The organism is Parasegetibacter sp. NRK P23, from assembly GCF_023721715.1.
GTDB lineage: Bacteria > Bacteroidota > Bacteroidia > Chitinophagales > Chitinophagaceae > Parasegetibacter.
This window is the reverse complement of the sequence record NZ_JAMDLG010000001.1, coordinates 1,905,902-1,929,087: the sequence shown is the minus strand read 5'-3', so window position 1 is coordinate 1,929,087 and position 23,186 is coordinate 1,905,902. Positions and strand designations below refer to the sequence as shown.

The 23,186-nt window shown below is 46.5% G+C and carries 17 protein-coding genes, 1 tRNA gene and 1 other RNA gene; 11 read left to right on the top strand and 8 right to left on the bottom strand.

What is annotated here, in order from left to right; genetic code table 11:
* Positions 1-321: 321 nt before the first annotated feature.
* The 3 genes from M4J38_RS07860 to M4J38_RS07850 form a co-directional block, all read right to left on the bottom strand.
* Positions 322-1,275, bottom strand: a complete 954-nt coding sequence (locus M4J38_RS07860; RefSeq protein ID WP_251758997.1) for a glycoside hydrolase family 5 protein — start codon at positions 1,273-1,275, stop codon at positions 322-324.
* 367 nt (positions 1,276-1,642) lie between these two features.
* Complete coding sequence (locus tag M4J38_RS07855; RefSeq protein WP_251758996.1) at positions 1,643-1,873, bottom strand: DUF1348 family protein; 231 nt, start codon at positions 1,871-1,873, stop codon at positions 1,643-1,645.
* Positions 1,874-1,905: 32 nt separating this feature from the next.
* Positions 1,906-1,979, bottom strand: a tRNA-Pro gene (locus M4J38_RS07850).
* Between the two features lie 113 nt (positions 1,980-2,092).
* On the opposite strand from M4J38_RS07850, the gene M4J38_RS07845 reads away from it, so the two are divergent.
* The 5 genes from M4J38_RS07845 (at position 2,093) to ssrA (ending at position 6,451) form a co-directional block, all read left to right on the top strand.
* A complete protein-coding gene (locus tag M4J38_RS07845; protein ID WP_251758995.1) occupies positions 2,093-3,355 on the top strand; it encodes a dihydroorotase in 1,263 nt (420 codons plus the stop codon).
* A 21-nt stretch (positions 3,356-3,376) separates the two neighbouring features.
* Complete coding sequence (locus M4J38_RS07840) at positions 3,377-3,889, top strand: DUF4199 domain-containing protein (protein WP_251758994.1); 513 nt, start codon at positions 3,377-3,379, stop codon at positions 3,887-3,889.
* 24 nt (positions 3,890-3,913) lie between these two features.
* On the top strand, positions 3,914-4,852 hold the full coding sequence (locus M4J38_RS07835; RefSeq protein ID WP_251758993.1) for a glycosyltransferase family 2 protein: 939 nt from the start codon (positions 3,914-3,916) through the stop codon (positions 4,850-4,852).
* A gap of 18 nt (positions 4,853-4,870) precedes the next feature.
* Positions 4,871-6,013 (top strand): glycosyltransferase, encoded by a 1,143-nt coding sequence (locus M4J38_RS07830; protein WP_251758992.1) that lies wholly within the window; start codon positions 4,871-4,873, stop codon positions 6,011-6,013.
* 63 nt (positions 6,014-6,076) lie between these two features.
* Positions 6,077-6,451, top strand: a transfer-messenger RNA (tmRNA) gene (ssrA, locus tag M4J38_RS07825).
* 102 nt (positions 6,452-6,553) lie between these two features.
* Here ssrA and M4J38_RS07820 read toward each other — a convergent pair.
* Positions 6,554-6,952, bottom strand: a complete 399-nt coding sequence (locus tag M4J38_RS07820) for a GreA/GreB family elongation factor (RefSeq protein ID WP_251758991.1) — start codon at positions 6,950-6,952, stop codon at positions 6,554-6,556.
* A 667-nt stretch (positions 6,953-7,619) separates the two neighbouring features.
* Between M4J38_RS07820 and M4J38_RS07815 the strand changes: the two genes are divergently transcribed.
* Genes M4J38_RS07815 through M4J38_RS07805 form a run of 3 tightly spaced genes read left to right on the top strand, consistent with a single transcriptional unit; the run spans position 7,620 to position 11,111 of the window.
* On the top strand, positions 7,620-8,726 hold the full coding sequence (locus M4J38_RS07815; protein WP_251758990.1) for a TlpA disulfide reductase family protein: 1,107 nt from the start codon (positions 7,620-7,622) through the stop codon (positions 8,724-8,726).
* Positions 8,727-8,728: 2 nt separating this feature from the next.
* On the top strand, positions 8,729-10,363 hold the full coding sequence (locus M4J38_RS07810) for a sensor histidine kinase (RefSeq protein ID WP_251758989.1): 1,635 nt from the start codon (positions 8,729-8,731) through the stop codon (positions 10,361-10,363).
* Position 10,364: 1 nt separating this feature from the next.
* Complete coding sequence (locus M4J38_RS07805) at positions 10,365-11,111, top strand: LytTR family DNA-binding domain-containing protein (protein ID WP_251758988.1); 747 nt, start codon at positions 10,365-10,367, stop codon at positions 11,109-11,111.
* 68 nt (positions 11,112-11,179) lie between these two features.
* Here the strand turns inward: M4J38_RS07805 and M4J38_RS07800 are convergent, their stop codons facing one another.
* From M4J38_RS07800 to M4J38_RS07790, 3 genes are all read right to left on the bottom strand, one after another.
* Positions 11,180-13,288, bottom strand: coding sequence for a T9SS type A sorting domain-containing protein (locus M4J38_RS07800; protein WP_251758987.1), 2,109 nt, complete (start codon positions 13,286-13,288; stop codon positions 11,180-11,182).
* A 201-nt stretch (positions 13,289-13,489) separates the two neighbouring features.
* Complete coding sequence (locus tag M4J38_RS07795) at positions 13,490-14,008, bottom strand: hypothetical protein (protein ID WP_251758986.1); 519 nt, start codon at positions 14,006-14,008, stop codon at positions 13,490-13,492.
* 202 nt (positions 14,009-14,210) lie between these two features.
* A complete protein-coding gene (locus M4J38_RS07790) occupies positions 14,211-14,846 on the bottom strand; it encodes a DUF1801 domain-containing protein (RefSeq protein ID WP_251758985.1) in 636 nt (211 codons plus the stop codon).
* 249 nt (positions 14,847-15,095) lie between these two features.
* On the opposite strand from M4J38_RS07790, the gene M4J38_RS07785 reads away from it, so the two are divergent.
* From M4J38_RS07785 to M4J38_RS07775, 3 genes are all read left to right on the top strand, one after another.
* Positions 15,096-16,463 carry a hypothetical protein gene (locus tag M4J38_RS07785; RefSeq protein WP_251758984.1) on the top strand — a complete coding sequence of 456 codons (1,368 nt, stop codon included), beginning with the start codon at positions 15,096-15,098 and terminating at the stop codon, positions 16,461-16,463.
* 11 nt (positions 16,464-16,474) lie between these two features.
* A complete protein-coding gene (locus tag M4J38_RS07780) occupies positions 16,475-19,072 on the top strand; it encodes a hypothetical protein (RefSeq protein WP_251758983.1) in 2,598 nt (865 codons plus the stop codon).
* Positions 19,073-19,237: 165 nt separating this feature from the next.
* Entirely contained in the window at positions 19,238-21,760 is a 2,523-nt protein-coding gene (locus tag M4J38_RS07775; protein ID WP_251758982.1) for a cation-translocating P-type ATPase, read from the top strand.
* 8 nt (positions 21,761-21,768) lie between these two features.
* On the opposite strand, the gene M4J38_RS07770 is transcribed toward M4J38_RS07775, so the two are convergent.
* Positions 21,769-23,184 carry a TlpA disulfide reductase family protein gene (locus M4J38_RS07770; protein ID WP_251758981.1) on the bottom strand — a complete coding sequence of 472 codons (1,416 nt, stop codon included), beginning with the start codon at positions 23,182-23,184 and terminating at the stop codon, positions 21,769-21,771.
* Positions 23,185-23,186: the final 2 nt, after the last annotated feature.

Genomic DNA, 23,186 nt, shown 5'->3' with positions numbered 1-23,186 from the left:
TTATAGGAAAAAATGGTTAAAAAGAAATACGTAACTGCATGAATTCCATTCATATAAAGAAAAATCGCATCGAGCAAAACATGAAAGTTCTTATGCTCGGCAACGGGAAAAGAATCGTGTTCAAAAGTAAACGGGACGCAAACGCCTACATCGCGGACACAAACCGATTTCTTACCAAATGCCTTGTAACACTGAATCTTGCGTATGCTGATCTGTTCCGGGAATACCGGATCGTATGGTTTACCGTCACCAATTTTGGCCGTAGCCCGGCTTCAAATGCCAGGAACGAAGTGCAAACGGTGCGTGATCATTTGCACGATCTTAAGGATTCCTATTGTATTCCCGTAAATACCCTCTCGCCCTTACACCCGACTCCTTCAAATCTTCCTCCTTCCATCCTCCGGTAGATGCCGCGCTTTTCTTCAATACCGAACAGGTTTCGTCCTTGTCGGCAACCGACCAGGTTACCCAACTGATTTTTCTTTCTTCTGCCCAATCAATCCACCGTTTCCATTCTTCGTGGTTTAATGGGCCATCTCCGGTTGCTTCCATTCCCGCGGATTCGGAGATGAAAATAGGAATTCCTTTCTGGTACGCGGCAGCCGTACGGTCGCGCAGGAACTGTTTGTGTGTGGCGGCGTAATAATGAACCGTGTACATGATGTTGGTGGCATGCTTAATCGGATCTTCGGCTACCAGGTGTATATCCTGGTCCCAATGCGGGCTGCCTACTAATATTATATTGTCCGGATCAATCGCGCGTATGGTGGCGATCAGCGCTTCGGAATAGGCTTTCACTTCGCTCCAGGATTCCTCATCGGGCTCATTGAAAATCTCATAAATGATGTTGGGGTGCTTTCCATATTTGGTGGCGATATGCGTAAAGAATTTTTCAGCTTCTTTCTGGTTAATGTTATGACTGTGCCAGTCAACGATCACATAAATACCAGCATCGATTGCGCCTTCAATCACAGCTTCGATTTTCCTGGTGGAACCTTTTGGATCATCGATATACGCGCCTTCCGGTTCAATTCCCATCGCGGCCCGTACCACGTTGCAGCGCCAATCTTTAGCCAGCCACGCAACGCACTCTTTGTTGTAGAACTTGGGCCACCAGTTGTGCCAGCCAAAGCTCATGCCGCGTAATACCACAGGTTTGTTGCTGGCATCGGTCAATTGTGTACCAGTCACTTTCAGATGACCGTGATCTTTTACAGGCTGCGCTTTTACAGAAACAACCGCGATCGCGAAAATAAGGATCAGGAATTTAGGCATTGGTATTGATCGTTAGTGATTATTTATCGGTAGATTTCATGGGTATACTTATGGAACAAGCAGCGGACACTTAATATTTTGCCGGGCTTTGGATTCTATCTTCTAATATAACTAAAACAATCAAATCAGGATCAGCAAAAATATGGTTGTATGGGCCGCTCTAACAGGAAAGCGGGTTGAAACACTGTTCTGCGTTTCCCATTCGTTTACGGAGATGGTGACGACACCTGGAGGAATTGCCTAAACATGTAGTTGCCGCTATACCTTTATAGATAAAGGTATTAGCACTAAAAACGTTTGTTTCATAATCAGGGGGTGTATCCCCCTTTTTTTACGGTGTAAAGGCAAAGGATGTATCTATCCAAGTTCATAAATACCTGTCAGCCTCTTTTATTTCGAGGTCATTAATGCTTGCATACCGCTTTTTCATTAAACCATTTTCATCGAATTCCCAATTTTCGTTACCATAGGCTCTAAACCATTGGCCTTCTTTGTTTCTGTATTCATATTCAAACCTATGTGCATCAAAAACATTGCAATCTTTTGATATCAATTGACCTCCTGAAAAGCCAAAAGGCCCGTGAAACTTACATTTCACGAGCCTTTTGTAATCCTTTGATCTAAATTCTGTCGGGACGACTGGATTCGAACCAGCGACCTCTTGCACCCCATGCAAGCGCGCTACCGGGCTGCGCTACGTCCCGTTTTTACGGGGTTTCCGAATAGAAATTATTCCCAAACGGGTTGCAAATGTAAGAACTAATTTCAATTTCCAAAAATCAATTTAACAAATGTATCTTTACGCAATTATTTCATCATGAAGGTTTTAATAAGGCAGGCGCTCATTGCGGATCCGCAATCGCCCTTTTACAACAGCACATCAGATATTCTTATTGAAAACGGAAAAGTATCCGCCATCGGCACCGGTATTTCCGCCGGAGACGCGCAGGTGATCGAAGCCGAAGGACTGGTACTGAGTCCGGGATGGCTCGATGTGTTTTCGCATTTCAACGATCCGGGACTGGAATATAAAGAGACCCTGGAAACAGGTGCCGAAGCCGCGGCAAAAGGCGGGTACACCGATGTGATGGTGATCCCGAATACCAATCCCGTGGTCCACAATAAAACAGCGGTGGAATACCTCGTGCGCAAGAGCGCGCAGTTGCCCGTAAGGCTGCACCCCATCGGCGCCATCTCCAAAAACGCGGAAGGCAAAGACCTTGCCGAAATGTACGATATGCACAACAGTGGAGCCGTCGCTTTTTCAGATGGCGTAAAGCCCGTACAGCAGGCAGGCATCATGCTCAAAGCGCTGCAATACGTAAAAGCTTTTGACGGCGTGGTGATCCAGGTTCCTGATGATACCAGCGTTGGGGCCAATGGTCTTATGAACGAGGGCATCGTCTCCACCCGGCTGGGATTGCCCGGGAAACCCATTATCGCCGAAGAACTGATGGTGGCCCGTGACATTAAACTCGCCCGCTATACCGGTTCCAAACTGCATTTTACTGCTGTTACCTCCGCAAAATCCCTGGAATACATTCAACGGGCGAAAAGCGCCGGCCTGCCCGTAACCTGCTCGGTTACCCCTTACCACCTGTATTTCTGTGACGAGGACATGGTAGAGTATGATTCGAACCTTAAAGTGAATCCTCCCCTCCGCACCGCCGCCGACCGCGACGCCTTGCGCGAAGCCGTGAGAAACGGGCTGGTAGACTGCATCGCATCTCACCACCTGCCACAGGATGAGGACCATAAAGTACTGGAATTTGAATATGCCCAGCCCGGTATGCTCGGACTTCAAACCGCTTATGCCGTGGTGCAAACGGTATTGCCCGATCTGCCCGCGGACCAGGTGGCAAGACTGTTCTCAATTAATCCAAGGGGAATTTTCGGTTTTCAACCTATCGTGGTGGAAGAAGGTGCCCCGGCTCGCTTCACGCTGTTCGCCAAACAGCCATGGACACTGGAAGAACACGAGATCGCCTCGCTGTCGAAAAACACGCCTTTCACCAATGTTCCCCTTGAAGGTAAAGTGTTTGGGATTATCAATGGTAACCAAGTATATTTGAATTCCTAATTAACCATCAAACCAATACACATGGAAAAGAAACCGGTTTCACACATCTCCGCTGGGCTGCTCATCGCAGGTATCGGCATCCTGCTGTTCATCGTTTATTATTTTATGGGGCTTTCCTATAAAAAAGGCATTATCAGTTGGTTGCCGGCCATTTTAACCATTGCACTTTACATCATATTTGTGATCAACAAAAGCAAGGCAACCGGCGGAAATGAAACATTCGGAAGTCTTTTCGGATATGGATTTAAATCCGCGGCCATCGCCACCTTGATCACGGTAGCCTTCGTTGCTGTTTTCCTCTATATTTTTCCTGACTACAAACAGGGATTGCTCGATAATATGAGCGCGGAATTCGATAAGAATCCATCTATCAATGAAGAACAGCGGGATATGATTATGGGCAACGTTGATAAATATTTTATGGTTTCCGCCATCGGCGGAGGAATTTTCTCTAACCTGCTGATTGGTGTAATCGGTTCATTGCTGGGTGCGGCATTCGCGAAAAAGAATCCCAAACCCACGCCTTTCCAATAATTCACCTTTCATCCAATCCTTCGAATGGACCTCTCCGTTGTTGTACCGCTGTTTAATGAAGAAGAATCGTTGCCGGAACTCTGCGCGTGGATCGATCGTGTATGTATAGCGAATGCATATAGTTACGAGGTCATTCTTGTGGACGATGGCAGTAAAGATGATTCCTGGCAGGTGATTGAACAACTTTCCGGAGAGAACCCATTCATAAAAGGTATTCGTTTCCAAAGAAACTACGGGAAATCCGCCGCGCTGAATGAAGGCTTTAAAGCAGCTTCCGGACAGGTAGTGATTACCATGGACGCCGATTTACAGGACAGTCCCGACGAAATCCCCGAACTCCGGCGCATGATCCTGGAAGATGGTTTCGACCTGGTGAGCGGCTGGAAAAAGAAAAGGTTCGATCCCATCACCAAAACCATCCCCACCAAACTGTTCAATGCCGCTACCCGAAAGGCTTCCGGCATCAAACTGAACGACTTCAACTGTGGCCTGAAAGCTTATAAAAAGAAGGTCGTAAAAAGCATTGAAGTATACGGAGAAATGCACCGCTACATTCCGGTGATCGCGAAATGGGCGGGCTTCAGGAAGATCGGGGAAAAGGTAGTGGAGCACCGCGCCCGTAAGTACGGCACCACCAAATTTGGTTGGGAAAGGTTCATCAACGGGTTCCTCGACCTCGCCTCTATTATGTTCGTGGGCAGGTTCGGAAAGCGCCCGATGCATTTTTTCGGATCGCTGGGTACCCTGTTCGTGCTGATCGGCTTCCTGATGAGTTTGTACCTGATCGTATGCAAATTCGTGGTAACGGATTTCTCCTTAACTAACCGGCCCGCGTTCTTCCTTGCGATCGCCTCCATGATCATCGGTACACAGTTGTTTGTGACGGGTTTCCTCGCGGAACTCATCGCACGCAATTCACCCGAACGGAATTCGTACCTCGTGGAAAAGAAACTTAAATTATAGCGCATAAGTAGCCCCGTTATGGCCGGAAACATCCGAACAGTATGCATCATAGGCCCGGCGCACCCGCTTCGCGGCGGCATCGCGCATTTTAACGACCGGCTCGCGAAGGCTTTCCTGGACGAAGGCTACGAAGTGAAGATTTATTCTTTCTCGCTTCAATACCCCTCTTTCCTGTTCCCCGGAAAAACACAGTTCACCGATGCGCCTGCGCCGGAAGGATTCGCTATTCATTCCGTCATCAATTCCATTCACCCATTAACATGGTTCCGAACCGGCAACACGATCAGGAGAGAAAAACCGGACCTTGTGGTGGTGCGTTACTGGCTGCCGTTCATGGGCCCCTCGCTGGGCACTATACTCCGGAGGATCAGAAAGAACAAGCATTCCAGGATCGTATGCCTGGCCGATAATATTGTTCCGCACGAAAAAAGGGCGGGCGATGCCCTGTTTACAAAGTATTTCGTAAAGCCCTGCCACGCATTTGTGACGATGAGCAAACAGGTGCTGCATGACCTTAAACTTTTCGCCGCAAACAAACCTGCTTTGTTGGGAGAACATCCATTGTATGATGATTTCGGCGAAGCAGTTCCGAAGGAGGAAGCACGCGCCCGTATTGGTCTTCCGCAAAATGAACCGCTCCTGCTTTTCTTTGGTTTCATCCGTAAATACAAAGGCCTCGACCTTTTGCTGCGCGCCCTGAAAATATTAAAGGAGAAAGGGAAAACCTACAAACTCGTTATTGCGGGTGAATTTTACGGGGATGAGCAGGAATACCAGTTGCTGATTGACGAACTCGGCATCCGCGACCAGCTTATCCTCCGCACTTCGTTCATTCCCGACGATGAAGTACGGTATTATATCTGCGCCGCCGATTTCCTGGTACAGCCTTACCGACATGCCACCCAAAGCGGGGTAACTCCCCTCGCCTACCATTTTAACAAACCCATGCTGGTCACCAATGTTGGCGGCTTGCCGGAACTGGTGCCGGATGGCAAAACAGGCATCGTTACCGCCCCTGATGCAGAAGCGATAGCTGAAGGTATAGCACGTTTTTTCACCATTCCAACCGAGTTGTTTTTACGGGGAATAGAAGCGGAAAAAAAACGTTTTACCTGGGATGTACTGGTAAATACGCTGGTCAAAGCGGCTTTGCCCCATTAGCCCATATAATATCAACAGCATTTTAACACATAATTTCCTACCTTTGCTTTCGCAATAAAAACCGGGGCTGACTGGTTTTGACAGCATAGATCTTTGAGAGTGTAAGCATGTCGTGCGTTGGATAATTAGCACGTAAATCTGAATATTCAAACAATAAATGGCAATACACAGTATGCCATGGCTGCCTAATCAGAGATTAAGCATCCATTAGGGCCGCGTTGAGCAGGTTTGTCTGTTACCAAGCTCCGCCGCCGACTCAAAAACAAACACAGATTGCTGCAACCGAAGGCTGTGCCGGTTGCTTAAGACCATCCAGCTAAGGAGGAGATTGGTTCGTCCGGTTCCTGTTTCTTCCCGACAAATAATGCCGGAATAAGCATGTAGAAAGCTTTTGGAGAATATGTTTGGACCAGGGTTCGAATCCCTGCAGCTCCACGATAAGGGGAATGGTGCGCCACTCCCCTTTTTTGTTTCATCCCCTTCCAATTGGGTAACGATCCGGTAAATCACTGGAAACGCTTTTAAAGCGCCGCACCGCTATCATTCCCCGTTTACCACATCCAGAATAGTATATGTTTTTTTGCCCGAAGGAACCTGCCAGCTCACCTGCTGTCCTTTTTTGTAGCCTATAAGCGCGGTTCCTATCGGAGACATTACAGATACCTTTCCTCCTTTGATGTTCGCTTTCTCAGGCGTAACCAGTACAAATTGCATCACCTGGTTTGTTTCTTCGGTTTTAACTTCCACCCTGGAGTTGATGCGAATTACATCGTGCGGTAGTACAGACTTCTCTACCAGGCAGGCTTTCTTAAGTTCTGCCTTCAGCGTTACCGCATTTTTATAATCGAAGGCTGTTTTGCCCTTAGCACCGTTCAGGTAGGCTGTTAAAAGCTGATAATCTTCTTTACTCAGTAGCAGCTTTTCGTCTTCCGAAAACATATAGATATGATTTAGATTGAAAGAATAAAATTGAAAAATGAGTACGGAGGCTAAGCAATTCCCGGGTTATTTGTAATTATCCGGGAAGCCTTTCTTGCGAAGGGCTTTCTTTTTACCGATCGTGCAATAAATGCAAATACCAGCATTGGTATTGTAATAAAGAGCGCCCATTTTACAGAAGAGTCCGTCACATACCATGCCCTGATGAGCACAACATTAAGAATTGTCAGCAACGTGATAACCATACCATTCACCGACACTGTTTGTAACTGTGCCATATGCAAATGCTTTAATGAATAAATAGAATACTATGATACGCTTCCCGGGATGCGGGAGAAGAAAGACACGCCTAAAACAGAAGGCTAGCCACGAGGTACGTTGCGAAAGGCTTTCAGGCTGGAAAAATAGAATAGATTGTTACAAAAAGGCATGAACTCCTGAAAGGACGAGGGGCGGCCTTCCAAAATCCGGGAATAACCGGATACAGGCTGAGGGAAAGTGCTTGTATGGAAAAACGCCTTGTTCATTCCCATAAATGTAAGGAAAAATATCCTGGTTTCCAGCGCTTATTTGTTAAGGTGTCAATGTCAAATTCAACCTGAATCCTTCCATCCTCAAGAACACTGCCTCTTATGTAAATCCAATCTATCATATTTGCTCAAAAAAAATGGCTAAATACCTTATACCTATCCTGTCAATTTTAATTCACTTTACTGTAAACGCCCAGGAAGGCTTTCGCCTTACCGGATCTGTACATGATTCCCTTAACGGGAAATTCATTCACTTTTATGGCATTGATTATTCGGGTTCGAATAAGCCTGTCCGTGATTCCGTGAAAATCGTGAACGGTATTTTTGAATATACCGGATCATTAACAACACCGGCGCTGTTAACATCCGTTTATATAAAGGAAATCCCGATGTTTTTTGGTCAGATTTTTCTTGAAAACAAACACATACAACTTAAGGTAACGCCAGGAAAGCCATACCGTTTCGAAACTACAAACAATCCGGTTACCGCACAATACATACAATGGCGGGCTGCCACATCAGATCCGTTTATAAAGATGTATCCTTTGATGAACAGCATTGACAGTCTTCGGAATGCAGGCGCCGATACATCACTTATTGCTGAACAGGAAAAAACGCTCCACAACTTTCAACAATTAAAGCGGCAGGCCGAAATAGAATTTGTAAATACTAACCCTGATGTTTACCTGTCACTTTACTGGCTCAGCTATTCACTTTTTCACAGCATGCAACAACAGCCTGCGCAACTTCAATCGCTTTATGAAAATCTATCTCCTGCACTAAAAGCGTTGCCCGAGGCTAAAGAATTTGAACACAAACTTGCGACCCTCCAGCAGATTAAGCCAGGCAATCCTGCGCCTTTGTTCAGCGCCCCTTCCCCGGAAGGAAAGAGCACCAGCCTCGAACAGTTCCGGGGTAAATATGTACTGCTCGATTTCTGGGCCTCCTGGTGCGGGCCATGCCTGGAAAAAATACCGGAACTGAAACGTATCCATAAAGAATACGGCGCCAAACTTGACATCCTGGGCATCTCCCTTGACCAGGATAAAGAAAAATGGATAACCGCCATTAAAAAGTACCAGTTAAACTGGCACCACGTTTCTGAACTGAAATACTGGAGCGGGAACATCTCTAAGTCTTACAACATCTCAGCCATACCCGCTACCATGCTGATAGGGCCTGACGGAAATATACTGGCAATTAATCCTGATCTTGGTAAAGATCTTTCCAAATATGTAAAGTAAATATGAAAAGAATCTTCTGTTTCCTGCTGCTTATAAATATGTTTTGCCATGCGGCTGAAGCGCAGGTTTATACGGCAAAAAAACAATCCATCCACTTCAGAGTAGCCAATGTTCACCTCACCATAACCAATGCATTTATTACTGTTCCCGGTAAACTTTATAGCCCGAAAAATATCAGCTACCCTGCTATTTCAGAAAAAATGGAAGTGTATGATGAACAGACAGCCGTAAGCCTGCTCTTTACCGACAGTACAGTAGCAAGAACATTCGCGGGTTCTGTTTTCGTAGATTCCGCTTTATCAGGGAAAAAAATATTCAGCCCTGATGCCATAAGTGTACGGGTACTGTTCAATGGAAAAGTTTACCAGGATTGGACTCCTGTAAGCCGATTACCATCTTTTGCTGATCCGGAAACTTTCTCCGTGCAAGATTCTTCAAAAAAAGGGAAAAGTTTCCGCCTGCCCACCCCTCTTTTAAAAGACGGGCAGCAGATTGAACTGGAGTTTCGCGAGAAAAACAGTAAGCCATTTTTAAAAACCAGGTTAACGAAGCTGCCATGGGACACCCAGCCATTTCTGATGGCCTACAAAACAGACAGCATGAATGGCGACAACCTGCTCACACTGCGGCAACAACTGGAAAACATCCACCACCTATATTCAGAAACCGCTTATTTTGGCTGGCCTGGCAGCGGAATGAAAGGCGTGCATACAGTTCCAGCAGATACAAAGCTGACTTTATACTTCAGGAAACGTTCAGACGCGGGCTTATGGCCATTCGAATATAAAATCAATAAGGAGAAAACCTGGCGAAAAAGCAAGGAGATCATAGCTCTTGGTCCAATGGAAGCGGGTTCAAACTATACCTTATCTGTGCGGTTCCCAGGAAATGACTCCAGCATCTCACAATATTATTTCAGTGTTAAGCCCCCATGGTACGGCACATGGTGGTTCCGAAGCCTGTTGTTGTTGCTGTTTGCTGCAACCGCCCTACTGGTATTGTTCAGGCTCCGGTACCTGCGGGCAAAAAGGAAAATAAAACATTATCAACTTGAAAGTAAACTGCTTTACGCCCAGTTGAACCCGCATTTCCTTTTCAATGCACTGGGTTCCATACAAGGACTCATCAATGACCGGCAAATTGAAAAGGCCAACCATTACCTCACAGGATTCTCGGGTTTGTTGCGGGGCACCATCCGGATGGGAACTGAAGAAATGATCCCGCTGGCCACGGAAATAAAAACACTTGACCATTACATTCAACTGGAAAAGCTTCGGCATGAATTTCAATATGAATCAACCATCAACCTGGAGGTCGCGCATGAAGACATCGCCATTCCACCACTGCTGATACAGCCGGCTGTTGAAAATGCCATAAAACACGGTGTTTCAATCCTGGGCGATAAGGGACGTTTATCCATCAGCATACAACAGGAACAAAAAGGCCTGGTCATTAGCATTTCGGATAACGGTACAGGCTTTGACCCCAATATCAGTGCAGCCGGAGAAGGATTGAAACTCACGAGAGCACGCATTGAGCTCTTCAACCGTTCTCATCCGTCCCAAAAAATACAAATGCGGATAACATCGGGAGAAACAGGTACAATGGTTATATTCCGTTTTCAAAACAGGCTTTGAAATGATGAACGCGGTTATTATTGATGACGAACCCCTCAACATCACCAACCTGCAAAGGCTGCTGGAACAATATTGCCCGGAAGTTAAGATCATAAATACGGCCACCAGCGCCGACAAAGGCGCTGAAGCAATTTTGGAACATGCGCCTGACCTTGTTTTTCTTGACATTCAAATGCCTGGAAAGAGCGGCTTTGATATGCTGGGCGCACTGCCGCACAATGATTTCGCCCTGATCTTTGTTACAGCCTTCGACCAGTTTGGGATTCAGGCCATCAAGTGTTCGGCTATCGATTACCTGCTGAAACCAATTGAAGTGGAAGCCCTGCAAGCAGCCGTGACAAAAGTGAAAACACGCATAGCCGACAAACGTAAAAACTTACTGTTGGACAACCTGCTGCACACCATACAGCACCGCTTCTCTCCCAATGAACACCGGCTCGCGCTACCGTCGCTCAAAGAAACACGCTTTGTTTACACCAGGGATATCGTCCGTTGTGAAAGCAACAACAGCTATACCAGTTTTTACCTTCTGGGCGGAGAAAAGATCACCGTCACAAATCCTATTCATGAATACGAGGAGCTACTGCTGCCCTACGGTTTTATCCGAACCCACCAGTCGCACCTGGTAAACGGAAAATTCGTTAAAAGCATGACCAGGGGAGCAGAGGCGTTAATACTGTTGGAGGACGGTACACAAGTACCGGTTTCAAGGCTGAAAAAAGAATTGGTGAGGAAGATGCTTACATGAGCCATTATAAAAAATCCCCGACCATCGCCTTTCAGCAACCGGCCGGGGTTGAACATCACCTCAAATACTTATTGCTTCACAATCGTAATACGCTCTTCCTTATGCCCCTGCTTCACTTTTAAATGATACACGCCCGCAGCCAGGTGTTGTACCGGAATATATCCATTACCACTAAACTGTTTTGTGCCCACCAACATCCCCTGCGCATTATAAATTTGTACCGATGTTTGTCCATCTACCGAATTGCCCTGGATAAAAACAGCATGTTGAGCGGGATTGGGGAACACTTTAAAATGAATGCTTTTTTTAGTTTCCACCGTTGTTACGGGAGAATAAGCAAAGCTTCCATCCTGGTCGTATTGTTTGATGCGGTAATAGTTCATTCCTGCGTTGGGCCGCTGGTCAACAAACTCGTATTTACTAACCGAATTACTGTACCCGCGGGCTTTTTGCGTGGCTATGGCACTCCAGTTTATTCCGTTCATACTGCGTTCTACCACATATTCCTTCGTGTTGTATTCAGAAGCCGTTTCCCAGCGCACCTTTATAAAATCACCCACCGGTGTGGCGGATAATTTCCAGCCTGTTACGGGCAGTGTTGCACCTGCCGTGGCCACCGTGAACGGAGAAAAACTTCCTGTATAGCCGGTATAGCTCAAACTGTTGCTTCCTGCCGAAGTGGTTCCCGTTTGCTCTTCCCACTGCGTGCCATTGTAATGATAGAGCGCCGGTGTGCCCAATACGCCTGATATTTCACCCGGGTTCCAGTTAAAAACAAAGTTCACGCCCGCACCTGCGTTCGCGTTCAGTTTTGAAATATCCCAGGTGCGTTGCACATGCGGTTGAAGAATGGTTCCGCCGGAGCTGCCTTCTCCCAGCACCGCATCAGAAACCGTTACAGAAAAAAAGTCAGTTGCACCGGAATTGTTCGTGATCTGTACCGGGTTGTAAGCGCTGTTGCCTATGGGAAAATTTACGGAAGCGCCATTAAGCAAGTTCATTCCTAACTTACCGGTACCGTTGGTCTGAATATAATTCGAAGCATCTGCTCCGGATATTGTACCGATAGTACTTAACCCGAACGTTCCCAATTCAATATTCCGTCCTGCTCCGTTGAACAGCACATGCCCCACAGTCCAGTTTTGTCCGAGTGTAAGGTTGCGCGATGCGGCGGCATTCATCACCACATCCATACCTTCCAGCGGCACAAAATTATTTACCCAGTTAGTTGTTGTGGAGAAGGTGTTGCTGCTGTTGCCGGTCCATTCCGGACACTGTGCTGTATGTGGCTGCCAGCTCAGGAAAGGATAGCCCCCATTTGCAGAGGGATTCATACCCCAGTAATCGTTGTTGCCGTTTAACCTTTCGCAGGCCATATCCCAGGAGGCGAGGAAGAAAGTATTCATCAGTTGCAACTGCGCTGTAGTAGCGCCTGTGCCTGCGGCAGATGTGGAACGGGTAGAAGTGGTGGTGTTCCAGAAGCAATTGTTGACCACGCCCGAACTTACGGCAGTGAACCCACCGAACTGCCCAACTGAACCATTCACGGATACTGTGGAATAACAGTTGGAAACGGAGCCGGTATTACCGGTGACTCTTCCCGCAAACCCTCCGGTTCCCCTGGCAGTGTTGCTGGTAGCAACCGGGCCGGTTGTAGTACCAAGCGCATAACAATTGCTTACTGTGTAATATCCGTTGATCAATCCTGCGAAACCACCAATATCGCCATTGTTGGAAGTGGTAGCCGTAGACAAAGAAACCGTTCCGGTGGCATAACAACTTCCTGCAACTGCTGCGGGAGCCGCAAAAGATTCAATCACACCAAAAGCGCCACCAATGAATCTTGTATCTGTGGTTACATTGCTGCTTACGTTCGCAGAAGAATAAGAATTTCGTATCTGAGATCCCGTTAGCAAGTACCCTACCAGACCGCCAACCCTTTGTCTACCCCCCACGGTGCCGGAACTCACCAACTCATTCAGGCCGGTATAAATTGTGCACCCTGCCACGCCGCCTACTGCGCCGGAAGCCGTGGCATTCGTGGGATCAGCCGCGATGGTGGAATTTAATACCTCTAAATGGATCAAATTAGTTCTTGTACCTGCATCGCCCGCTGCCATGCCCACAATACCACCAACCCGGTCGCGACCGGTAATGGTGGCGGCAGATAAAGTCATGTGGTTGAGGGTGCCTCCAAAAACATATTTGAACAGTCCCACAGAATCTGCTGTAACACGGTTGATATAAAGGTTATTTATCGCGTAAGTATTGCCGTTGTAATGACCGGTAAAAGGTGTGGCAGCATTTCCGATAGGAAGAAAACCATTGCCACTGTTGTAACAGGCTAAACTGGTGGCCGCGGCGCTGAAAGAAGCCGTTTACTCAAATACCTTATCCCAGGAAGTACTGTTGTTGCTGATCCAGATCAGTTCATTCAGATTTGAAATAAAATAGGGTGAACCCACTGTTCCCGATCCGGAAGGTGTTGTACCCGAGGGTTGCAGCACGAAAACGGTCACTGTAGCGGAATAATCGGTGGTCATGCCATCCACAACTTCGGCACGGTAATAACGGGTTTGTGTAAGCGTCCCCATTTGCACACCCGTGAGTGTGGCGCTGGTTGCGCCGGATATATTACTCCAGGAACTATTGTCTGAGGAAACCTGCCACTGGATGCTCCCGGAACTGCCGGTAAGAATAATATTGGAAGGCGTATTTCCCGAGCATATATTCTGGTCGGCTGAAACGGTACCCGGAGGCAATACAACCGCGGGATTATCTGAATGTTTCCATGCTGCGGTACAAGGAGATGTTGCATCACCTGAAACAGCAAAAGCAGGATAAGAACTTAGCGAAACGAAAATTGTGCAAAGGCTTAGCGCAGTTTTAAGGTTCATACGTATTGGATTTGGGGGAAGATTCACTTTTCTGTCAGTGAGTTTGGGCAAAACTATTCTAAGCCTCCCTTATTCGGAATAAGTAAAAACCATTAACGGAGTGTTTTTTGACAAATGTCAATTAATCAAAAAACATCATCTGGGGAAAGTTTTGATGGAATGTATACATCGGATGTGCATTTACGTTAGATAAGCTGATGTGCTACTTCGCAAACGTCTTTCCGGCTTCCTGCAGCATTTTTCTCAAAAGCGGTAACGACGCCTTACCCATGCCATGGAGGGCCAGTACTTCTTGTTCTGTATGAGCCGCAAGCTGTTTTACAGTAGTGATGCCGGCGTTTTCCAGCGCCCTTCTCGCGGGTGCGGCAAGTTCCGCCCCAAAACCGGCTAAGGGCTTTTTCATTTTTTCGCATTCCGGACAAACGGGACAATCACTGCTTTTGTAGTATTGGTGCCCGTTCTTGCAAATTCGCAACGATTTCTTTCTGAATTTCTCTTCATTCTCTTTAACGCGGAAACGCACCATTTCTGTAATCAGTTGAACAGGCAGAGGTTTATTCAGGGGAAACTGAACAGCACCTTTGGAGGTAGTATACGGTTTCAACTTATCTTCAAACTTCGTGATGGCGGAAGGCGAAGGATAAAACCCCAGGTGATTTTTTGCCAGGGCGAAATGCACCAGGTTGCCATGCAGTTGAAAAGTAGGCATTGCATAACTGATGATTTCCGTGGCGGAAGGAGCGGCTTTCGCGATGATGGACCGCATTTGCTGCAACAAGTGTTTCTGCTTCTGAGTATATCGCTCGAAATATTGATCTATCGTTTTAACTGTTTCCATAAAAGTTGATTCCCCCTAAGATACCCCAGACTGATTGCTCTCCAAAGGGGGCTTTCCGTAATTTATATGGGTAATTCACGACAAAAAAAAGAATCATAATAATATTATATTATCAGAAAAAATCATATTTTACAGAAGCGTTAATCTCCCCCTAGCTGAATGCTGTTTTTGGTTTAAAGCTCACTAGTGTGCACGGAAGGGCCTTTTAAACAGGCCCCCGCCCCATTTTTTAAACCAAATCAGCCTTCCATGAAAATTCTATTCACAGGATTCATCTTCATCCTGCTCACCACATTCACTTACAGCCAACCAGGTCCGCAACAGCAAATTTGCCAGATCGTTTCAAGGGGAAACGTTGAGGTACCATATGTACAATCCGGTAATGGTGGTCCTGCTTCCGTTCAAAAAGAAATAACTGTAAAACTACGGTACAAGAAGACACGCTCCACTGCAGCAACCCCAGATCTCTGGTTAAAGATTGGCGTGTTTTCAAAAACGGCGGCCCCGGCAAGCGATCCAACCATCGGGATGACCCCATTCACTATCCCTGCTTCCAGTTTTGAGACATATTACAAGGATACCTTGGTGAAAGTCGTAGTAACGCTTCGTGCGGTGAACGCATATACACCGGAGTTCTTCATGCTTGGGTTGCAGGATTCGGCAGGGGTAAACAAAGATATTTCTGAAAGCGGTCTCCTGCATGTTTCAATCGCGAAAGATAAGAACAAAGAATTCATAAAAAAAGATGCCGGGTTCACTTACCTGAATGCCTTTAACTTCGATTTCAACAACCAATCAAATTCCGGCTATGTAGGACACCTTAACGTATACGCGCCCAATATTGAACCGCTTTTTCAAAGTAGTTTCTGGCGGAAATTTGGCATGAACCTCGGCATAATGAAGATCAATTATTCCATTGGTGGCGACAGTTTAAACAGTAGTTACGCTTATACAGACACCACAAAGGTTAACCCACTTGATCCGGTGGTACCCGGAACACCATTCTACCGGCAGTACAACAAACTTCAAACCGTATCCAACAACGTTAGCGTAAGCTTTTATTTCCAACCCACGATCGCCCTGGTTGAAAACGAGCACCTCGATGTTCTTTTTCACCTGCATTCAGAATTTTTCGTAGACTCCTGGACCACAAAGAATACGTTGGAAAACATACAGCAGGTGGAAGATATCATAACACAGGATAACCTTTCCTTAGTCAGCGCACGCATCAGGGACGACAACCCTTTCAAAGCCTCCCTGAACGAAACGGTTGTTACTGAAAACAAAGTAACCAGGCTCAGTTTTTACTATGGTGCGGGCGTTACCTTAACCGCACAACTCTGGGATGGAGGCGAGCTCTTCGTTCAACCCACATTCGGAAAAGCCACGCGGTACGCGGTGCCGGTATCGGCGAATAACAATGCGCCAGGCGATGGAAGAGACAAAACGCTCACTTTTCACCTGACCAACTTCGAACTGCGGGAAAAAATCACCTCCAACCTACAGTTGATCGCCGGCGTAATTGTAAGGGGCAGGTTCGGTGCCGACCCAACCTACGCGAATTACTTTGGAATGAATATAGGCTTGTCCGGACTTAAAAAAGTAGTCACCAATTAAAACCTTTAACCATGAACATCATAAACAGAATTCTGGGCTATTTAGGCGGTGTTTTACTCTACATCTTTTTATTCCTTAAAGACGAATACCTCAAGCTGAGGTTTGTGGGAAAAGGCATACCCCGGCACGAAAAAATAACCGATATCGTAGAAGTATTCAGGCCAACCATTTTTTTCTTCCTGTTCAATTTACTGGCCCTGCTCTTTTTCCTGCTGCTCCCACAAGGGAAAGACGTGATACTGATTGTCGCGGAAGACCTCAGGAGCTTCCGTCCCGGCCCCATGTTTTCCCTGTTCGCGGGACTGGTGGTATGGAGCGTAGTGGCGGAATTCGGCGTGCGCTACAAACTCTATATCACAGACAATTCAGCGTTCGCCCTCACGTCCGAAAGGGTGGAATACCGGAAGCAATTGCAGGCATTTTTCAGCATCTCGTATCTTATCCTGCCTTTCATCATCATCCTCATCAGCTTCAGCTTTGTATTCTTTACCACTACCCGTTTTGATGAAATAAAAAAATTCGAAATAAACTGGCCGTTCATCGTCATTTTTGTGATCACGATCCTGCTCACGCAATTCCTGGTGAGGTTTTATCTCGACAGGAAATGGATCATCGGAAGGTTTCAGAAAACGTACCCTGAACTGGCAAAATTTTTCAAATTAAACCATATTGAGGACCAGTGGAGTAAAAAGCTTTTCGGTATTTACAATGATTATGTATTCCTTGTGAGGAAAGAGAATGTTTACATTGATCGAGACTGGGACAATGTAAGAACCTCCTACGAAAAATTCATTGCCAGCATTAAACCTTTCATGAACGGCAAGAGACCTCCAGATGAGAATGGCAATCAGTTCCCTCAAGACTTTGTAGTGAAATCGGAAATTCCTCCACAAGGTTTTAACAAAGGAGATATTGAATTTAAAAAATCAGAGTTTACTTATGTTTTGTCGGAGGAACTTACGGATGACGAAAGAAAACATCCGGATAGCATATTGGTGCTCAACAAAAAACCTTTTCAGCAGGAAAACAAATTATACTTTAAGAGAAAGGAAAACGAAAACGGCTATTACAGATGGGTTTTTAAGCTGAATCCCGCTTTTTACAAAACGCTTCACAAACAGGTAGGCGTTATCGCGTTGGGTTCCCTTGTTACCATCATACTGATTTCATTCGGATTTATTCTTTCCCCGGAATGGATCGGCTCACCCGGGCTGGTTTGTTTATCGTTCGCCTGCTGGCAGGGAATTTACGCGGGGCTTCTTTTCCTGGATGCGCGCTACAAGCGTAATGTGCCCATTTCTTTCCGGTGGCTGCTTGTGGCCTGGGTACTGATCGTTTCGTACATCAACATAGACCATCCGGTGCGTACCACAGGTTCTTATGAAACCAGCCGGACACCGATGCTTTCTCATTTTCAGCAATGGGCCGATAACCATTCGAACAGCAAAAAAACAGCCACAGTTTCCACCTCCCCTTATTACGACACCGCTCATCCAAAAGGAAGAACGCCGGTTATCTTCATCACCGCGGAAGGAGGCGCACTCCGCACAGGCGCTTTCACCGCGATGTTAATGGCTGCCCTGCAAGACGCATTCCCAGATTTCAAAAATCACATTTACGCCTACTCATCCGTTTCCGGCGGCACTGTTGGCGTTGGCTTTTTTCATTCCATCGCTTACCTCGATACTGCTTCAAGACCGATCAACTTCAGGGAGGTGACCAGGAAATTTTTTCTGAAGGACCAGCTTTCTCCGGTGTTGTCCAAGTTTTTCTTCGCCGACCTGCTGAATAACCTGTGGCCTGTTCAATTCGAGCGGTTCGACAGGGCGGTGGCGCTGGAAAAAGCCTGGGAAAATTCTTATGAATCCATCTTCTCCAAAACAAATACCTTAAACCCATTCGGCAGGGTTTTTCTATCGCCTGAAAACGCGGCGCCCACCACTCCCGCCTGGTTCATCAACACCACGGAGGTGGAAAGTGGCCTTCAATGTTACCTGAGCAATGTTGTTCCCGTTACAAAGGGAGACGCTTTCCTCCTCAACGATGAAAGAGATATATTCTCCAAAAAGTTGCCCCGGAACATCAATTACAGCACCGCCATGAGTTTGAGCGCGAGGTTCCCCCTCGTTTCTCCTTCGGCGGCGGTAGCGCTAAACGACAAAAGGGTATTTCATTATGTCGACGGAGGATACGCTGAGAATACCGGCTCTAAGACCATGCTCGAAATACTCACACTGCTGAAGGACGGTTTAAAGAATAAAGGTTTCATCCCCTACCTGCTGCACCTGAGGTTCGGCGAAGACGGCAATTTTCAATCCACCAGCTTCCTCAATGAAATCAATTCCATCGCGCAGGGAATGTACAATGTTCGCAGTGGATACTCCCGCATTTACAGCGAATCGCTCCGGAAAATGGTGGAAGATACTCTTAAGGGTTGTTTTATCAATATTCCGCTTCCCGTAAACGCAGCGGATGTACCGATGAGCTGGGTACTTTCCGACAGAAGTATGGCTAATCTCGAAAAAGTTATTGATCAAATACTGGCAAAAGGTGAAAACGGAGCCCCGGGCAAACATCCGATGCATAAATTATTTCTGTTTGAAAAATAAAGTAACATCTGCGATTCCCGGGAAGTTGGCTACACGAGGTTTTTGCCATTAGGTTGCCATTTGGCGCGTTGAACCCGGGCGGAAGGATGCAGGAGGTTGAATAAAGCGTAGTTTGGTTCTATCCGGCTTAAAACCATACCTTTAAAATCCATTCAATCCCCCATTATGCCGGAAACCATCAATCCAACCATTACAGGGCTTTCCAGCCAGGCTGTAGAAATGATAAGGGCACGGCATGGCTCCAATAAAATCGTACACAAAAAAAGGCCGGCCTTCATTTCGCTGTTGCTTGACCTGGCGGGTGAACCCATGATCCTGTTGCTCCTCGCCGCGGCATCGCTTTATTTCATCAGCGGCATGCGGCAGGAAGCTTATTTTATGGCAGGCTCCATCCTGTTTGTCGCGGGCATCTCTATTTACCAGAACAGGCGCAGCGGCAACGCGCTGAAAAAACTGAACGCGCTCACCGCCCCGAACAGCACCGTGATCAGAGATGGACAAGAAATCAGTATTCACACGGATGACATCGTTCCGGGTGATATGGTGGTGGTATTGGAAGGAGAACTGATTCCGGCGGACGGTATCATCGTATTATCGAATGATTTTTCGGTGAACGAATCCATGCTCACCGGAGAAGCCATGGTGGTATCGAAATCTTCAGATCCTGCTCAGCACCAGGTGTACCGCGGTACCATCGCCACGGGAGGAAGAGCGGTATTCGAAGCCATCGCTACCGGGAACGCCACACGCATGGGCGCCATCGGCAAACAACTACAGGAGATAGCGCAGGTGAAATCGCCGCTTGAAATACAGATCGCGCACTTCGTGAAAGGCATGGTGATCGCCGGAGCGGCTGTTTTCCTGCTCGTATGGGCCATACACTTTTTACAAACGCGCAACTTATTGGATAGTCTGTTACAGGCCCTCACCCTGGCGATGAGCATTTTGCCGGAGGAAATACCCGTCGCCTTTGCCAGCTTTATGGCGCTGGGCGCATGGCGGCTGATGAAAATGGGTGTGATCGTAAAAGAAACGAAAACGGTGGAAACTCTGGGCAGCGCTACCGTAATCTGCGTAGACAAAACCGGCACCATCACTGAGAACAGGATGGATCTGGCGCAGGTTTTCACAGTAAACAACCTTCAATCCGATCCTCTTTCCGAAGAAGGAAAAACATTGATAGAAACGGCTATGTGGGCCAGCGAACCCGTTCCGTTCGATCCCATGGAAATAGCCCTGCACCATGCTTTTGGCGAAAATGCCATGAAAGAACGCTTCAGCATGGTGCACGAATATCCCCTCTCCGGGAAACCGCCCATGATGACCCATGTTTTTGAAGATACGAATGGGCAAAGAATCATCGCCGCCAAAGGCGCCGTGGAGGCTCTACTGGCCATCACCACACTAAGTGAAGAAAAACGCGCTGCTGTTGTGGAGAAAGCCAAAGCATTTTCAGCGGAAGGGTTACGGGTACTTGCGGTCGCGAAATCGGATTGGAAAGGCAGCACTTTTCCCGAACAGCAGCAGGAGCTCCCTTTTGAACTGCTCGGACTGGTCGCTTTCTACGATCCGCCCAAAGCCAATATCGCCGAGGTACTGAAAGGTTTTTACAACGCAGGTATTGAGGTGAAAATCATTACGGGCGACAATGCCATTACCACCACCGCCATCGCGAACCAGATCGGATTGCGCATCAAAGGCGCTACCGTAAACGGCGATGAACTGATGCAATGGAGCGATGCGCAACTGGACAGGGAAGTAACCAACCGCCAGCTTTTCACCCGCATGTTCCCCGAAGCCAAACTCCGGATCATCAAAGCGCTGAAGCGCAACCAGGAAGTGGTGGCCATGACTGGCGATGGCGTAAACGATGGTCCTGCGCTTAAAGCGGCGCATATTGGCATCGCTATGGGTAAAAAAGGAACTGAGGTCGCGAAAGAAGCCGCATCGCTGGTTTTGGTGAACGACAACCTTGGCAATATGCTGGATGCCGTGGCCACAGGCAGAAGAATTTACATGAACCTCAAAAAAGCCATCCGTTATATTATCTCCATTCATATCCCCATCATCCTGACGGTATTTATTCCATTATCACTGGGTTGGCTGTATCCCAACATCTTCACGCCGGTACATGTTATTTTCTTTGAACTGATTATGGGCCCCACCTGTTCCATCGTATTTGAAAATGAACCCGCCGAGCCTAATGCCATGCAGCGGCCGCCACATAAAATCAGCACTTCATTCTTTAATATAAAAGAATTGTCTACGAGTATTGTCCAGGGTTTGATGATTACATTGGGTATCCTGCTGGTGTACCAGGCCGGCGTGCGTTCCTACGCGGGAGAAGGGGTTACCAGGGCGATGGTGTTTACAACGCTGATTACCGCGAATGTAATGCTGACGCTGGTGAACAGGTCTTTTTACTATTCGGTATTTACCACGCTTCGTTATAAGAACAGCCTGATGTTACCAGCTATTGGTGTAGCGGTATTGTTGTGGGGCATTATCATGTTCATTCCTTCTTTTGCAGCCTTTTTCAGGTTTGTTCCACCTTCCGGCTGGCAATTGTGGCTGAGTGTGGGAACGGGAATATTTTCCGTGCTTTGGTATGAGGTGGTGAAATGGCGGAAAAGAAAGGCGCCGGATAAGACAAGTATCACTCCCGGGGTACTATCTGAAAAAAAATGACTAATCTCTTAATCAATAATTTTCCTTAATGCGGCAACGAACTTCGATTCAGATGGCCTGTAAAAGTCAGCGGCCACGATCTTTCCATCCGCGAGAATTAAAATCCTTGGTATAGAATTTATTTTTAGCTTATTAATTATTACTGATTTTTTAGGCTGAATTAAACGGTAGTTGTTCACGCCCAAATACCTGCTATGTGATCGCGACATAATATCCCAATCAGTTTCATCTTCATCTATATTCAGCGTTATAAAACTTACTGGATCTTTTTCAAATACCCGTTTTAAGCTATCCATAAAGGGAAACTCAGCAATACAGGGCGCGCACCAACTTGCCCAGAAATCCACCACAACTACTTTCTTTAAAGAACTTATTACCTGATCCCAGCTTTTATTCCCTTCTGCCCCATAACTTGAAAGTTTGTCTTCAATCATCAATTTCCTGCCCTCCATCCGGTTTTCAAAAAACGTTTGAACGTGTGTGGCATATTTGATACCGTAATCACTTTTGTACTTTTCAACTATCTGCAAAAATCCGGCACTTTGATTTTCCCTGGAAGACCTAATCACCGAGGCAAGCAGCGCCGGCTTAAAAGTATGAATCCGCAATGAATTGGCTGTATGGTAATAATTGACAAAATTTGCCTCCAAACCCAGTTCACGCATTTTAATCCTGGCAGCGTCCTGCAGTAATCTCCCCAAACGGAAGGACCAAAACTTTCCATCCGAATCCGCCAACTTTTCTATCAAGGGAATATTTTGGCTGGCGAATTTTGCCGCAACTTTATTATCTGATGCATAATTAAATATTCTCAACCAATAATATACATCACAGTTAAACAGGAGCCTTTCGTAAAAAACAGCATCTACCCTATTCTTACTGTAAAGCTGATGAATCCGTTCTTTTTCAGCATGGTATAAATGGTCTGTGGCAGACTTAAACGAAGGCCAGTCTTTCGTGTTGAATAATGGGGGAAAATAGAGGACATCATAAAACGGAAGGCTGAAATCAGGAAGTAAATTATGTGGTGCGTTCTTTTTTGTATCAATATACGGGAATGGATCAAATGATAACTGAATCGTATCCCCGGGCAATGCTAAAATATTGCATCCTATGCTTTCCCGCTTTCCATGCTCCCCCATTTTTAATATGGTGAAACTGAACGCGGTTGGTCCATCTAATACCAGTTGTTTTATGAGCAAAGTATCCTCATTACCCGGGTTGGAAAGAATAAGTTCTTTTATGTCAAAAAATGAATCGCTGAATGATAATCTTATTATTTCCCTTCCTTTCAATTGAGCCTTGAACACCGTTGTGTCTGTTTGCAAAACACGCTCATCGTTATTATGAAGCTTGGTTCTTCCATTCGCGTAGCAACAGGCGCAAACCAATATGAAAAATACCGGAAATATTTTTTTAGTCATTT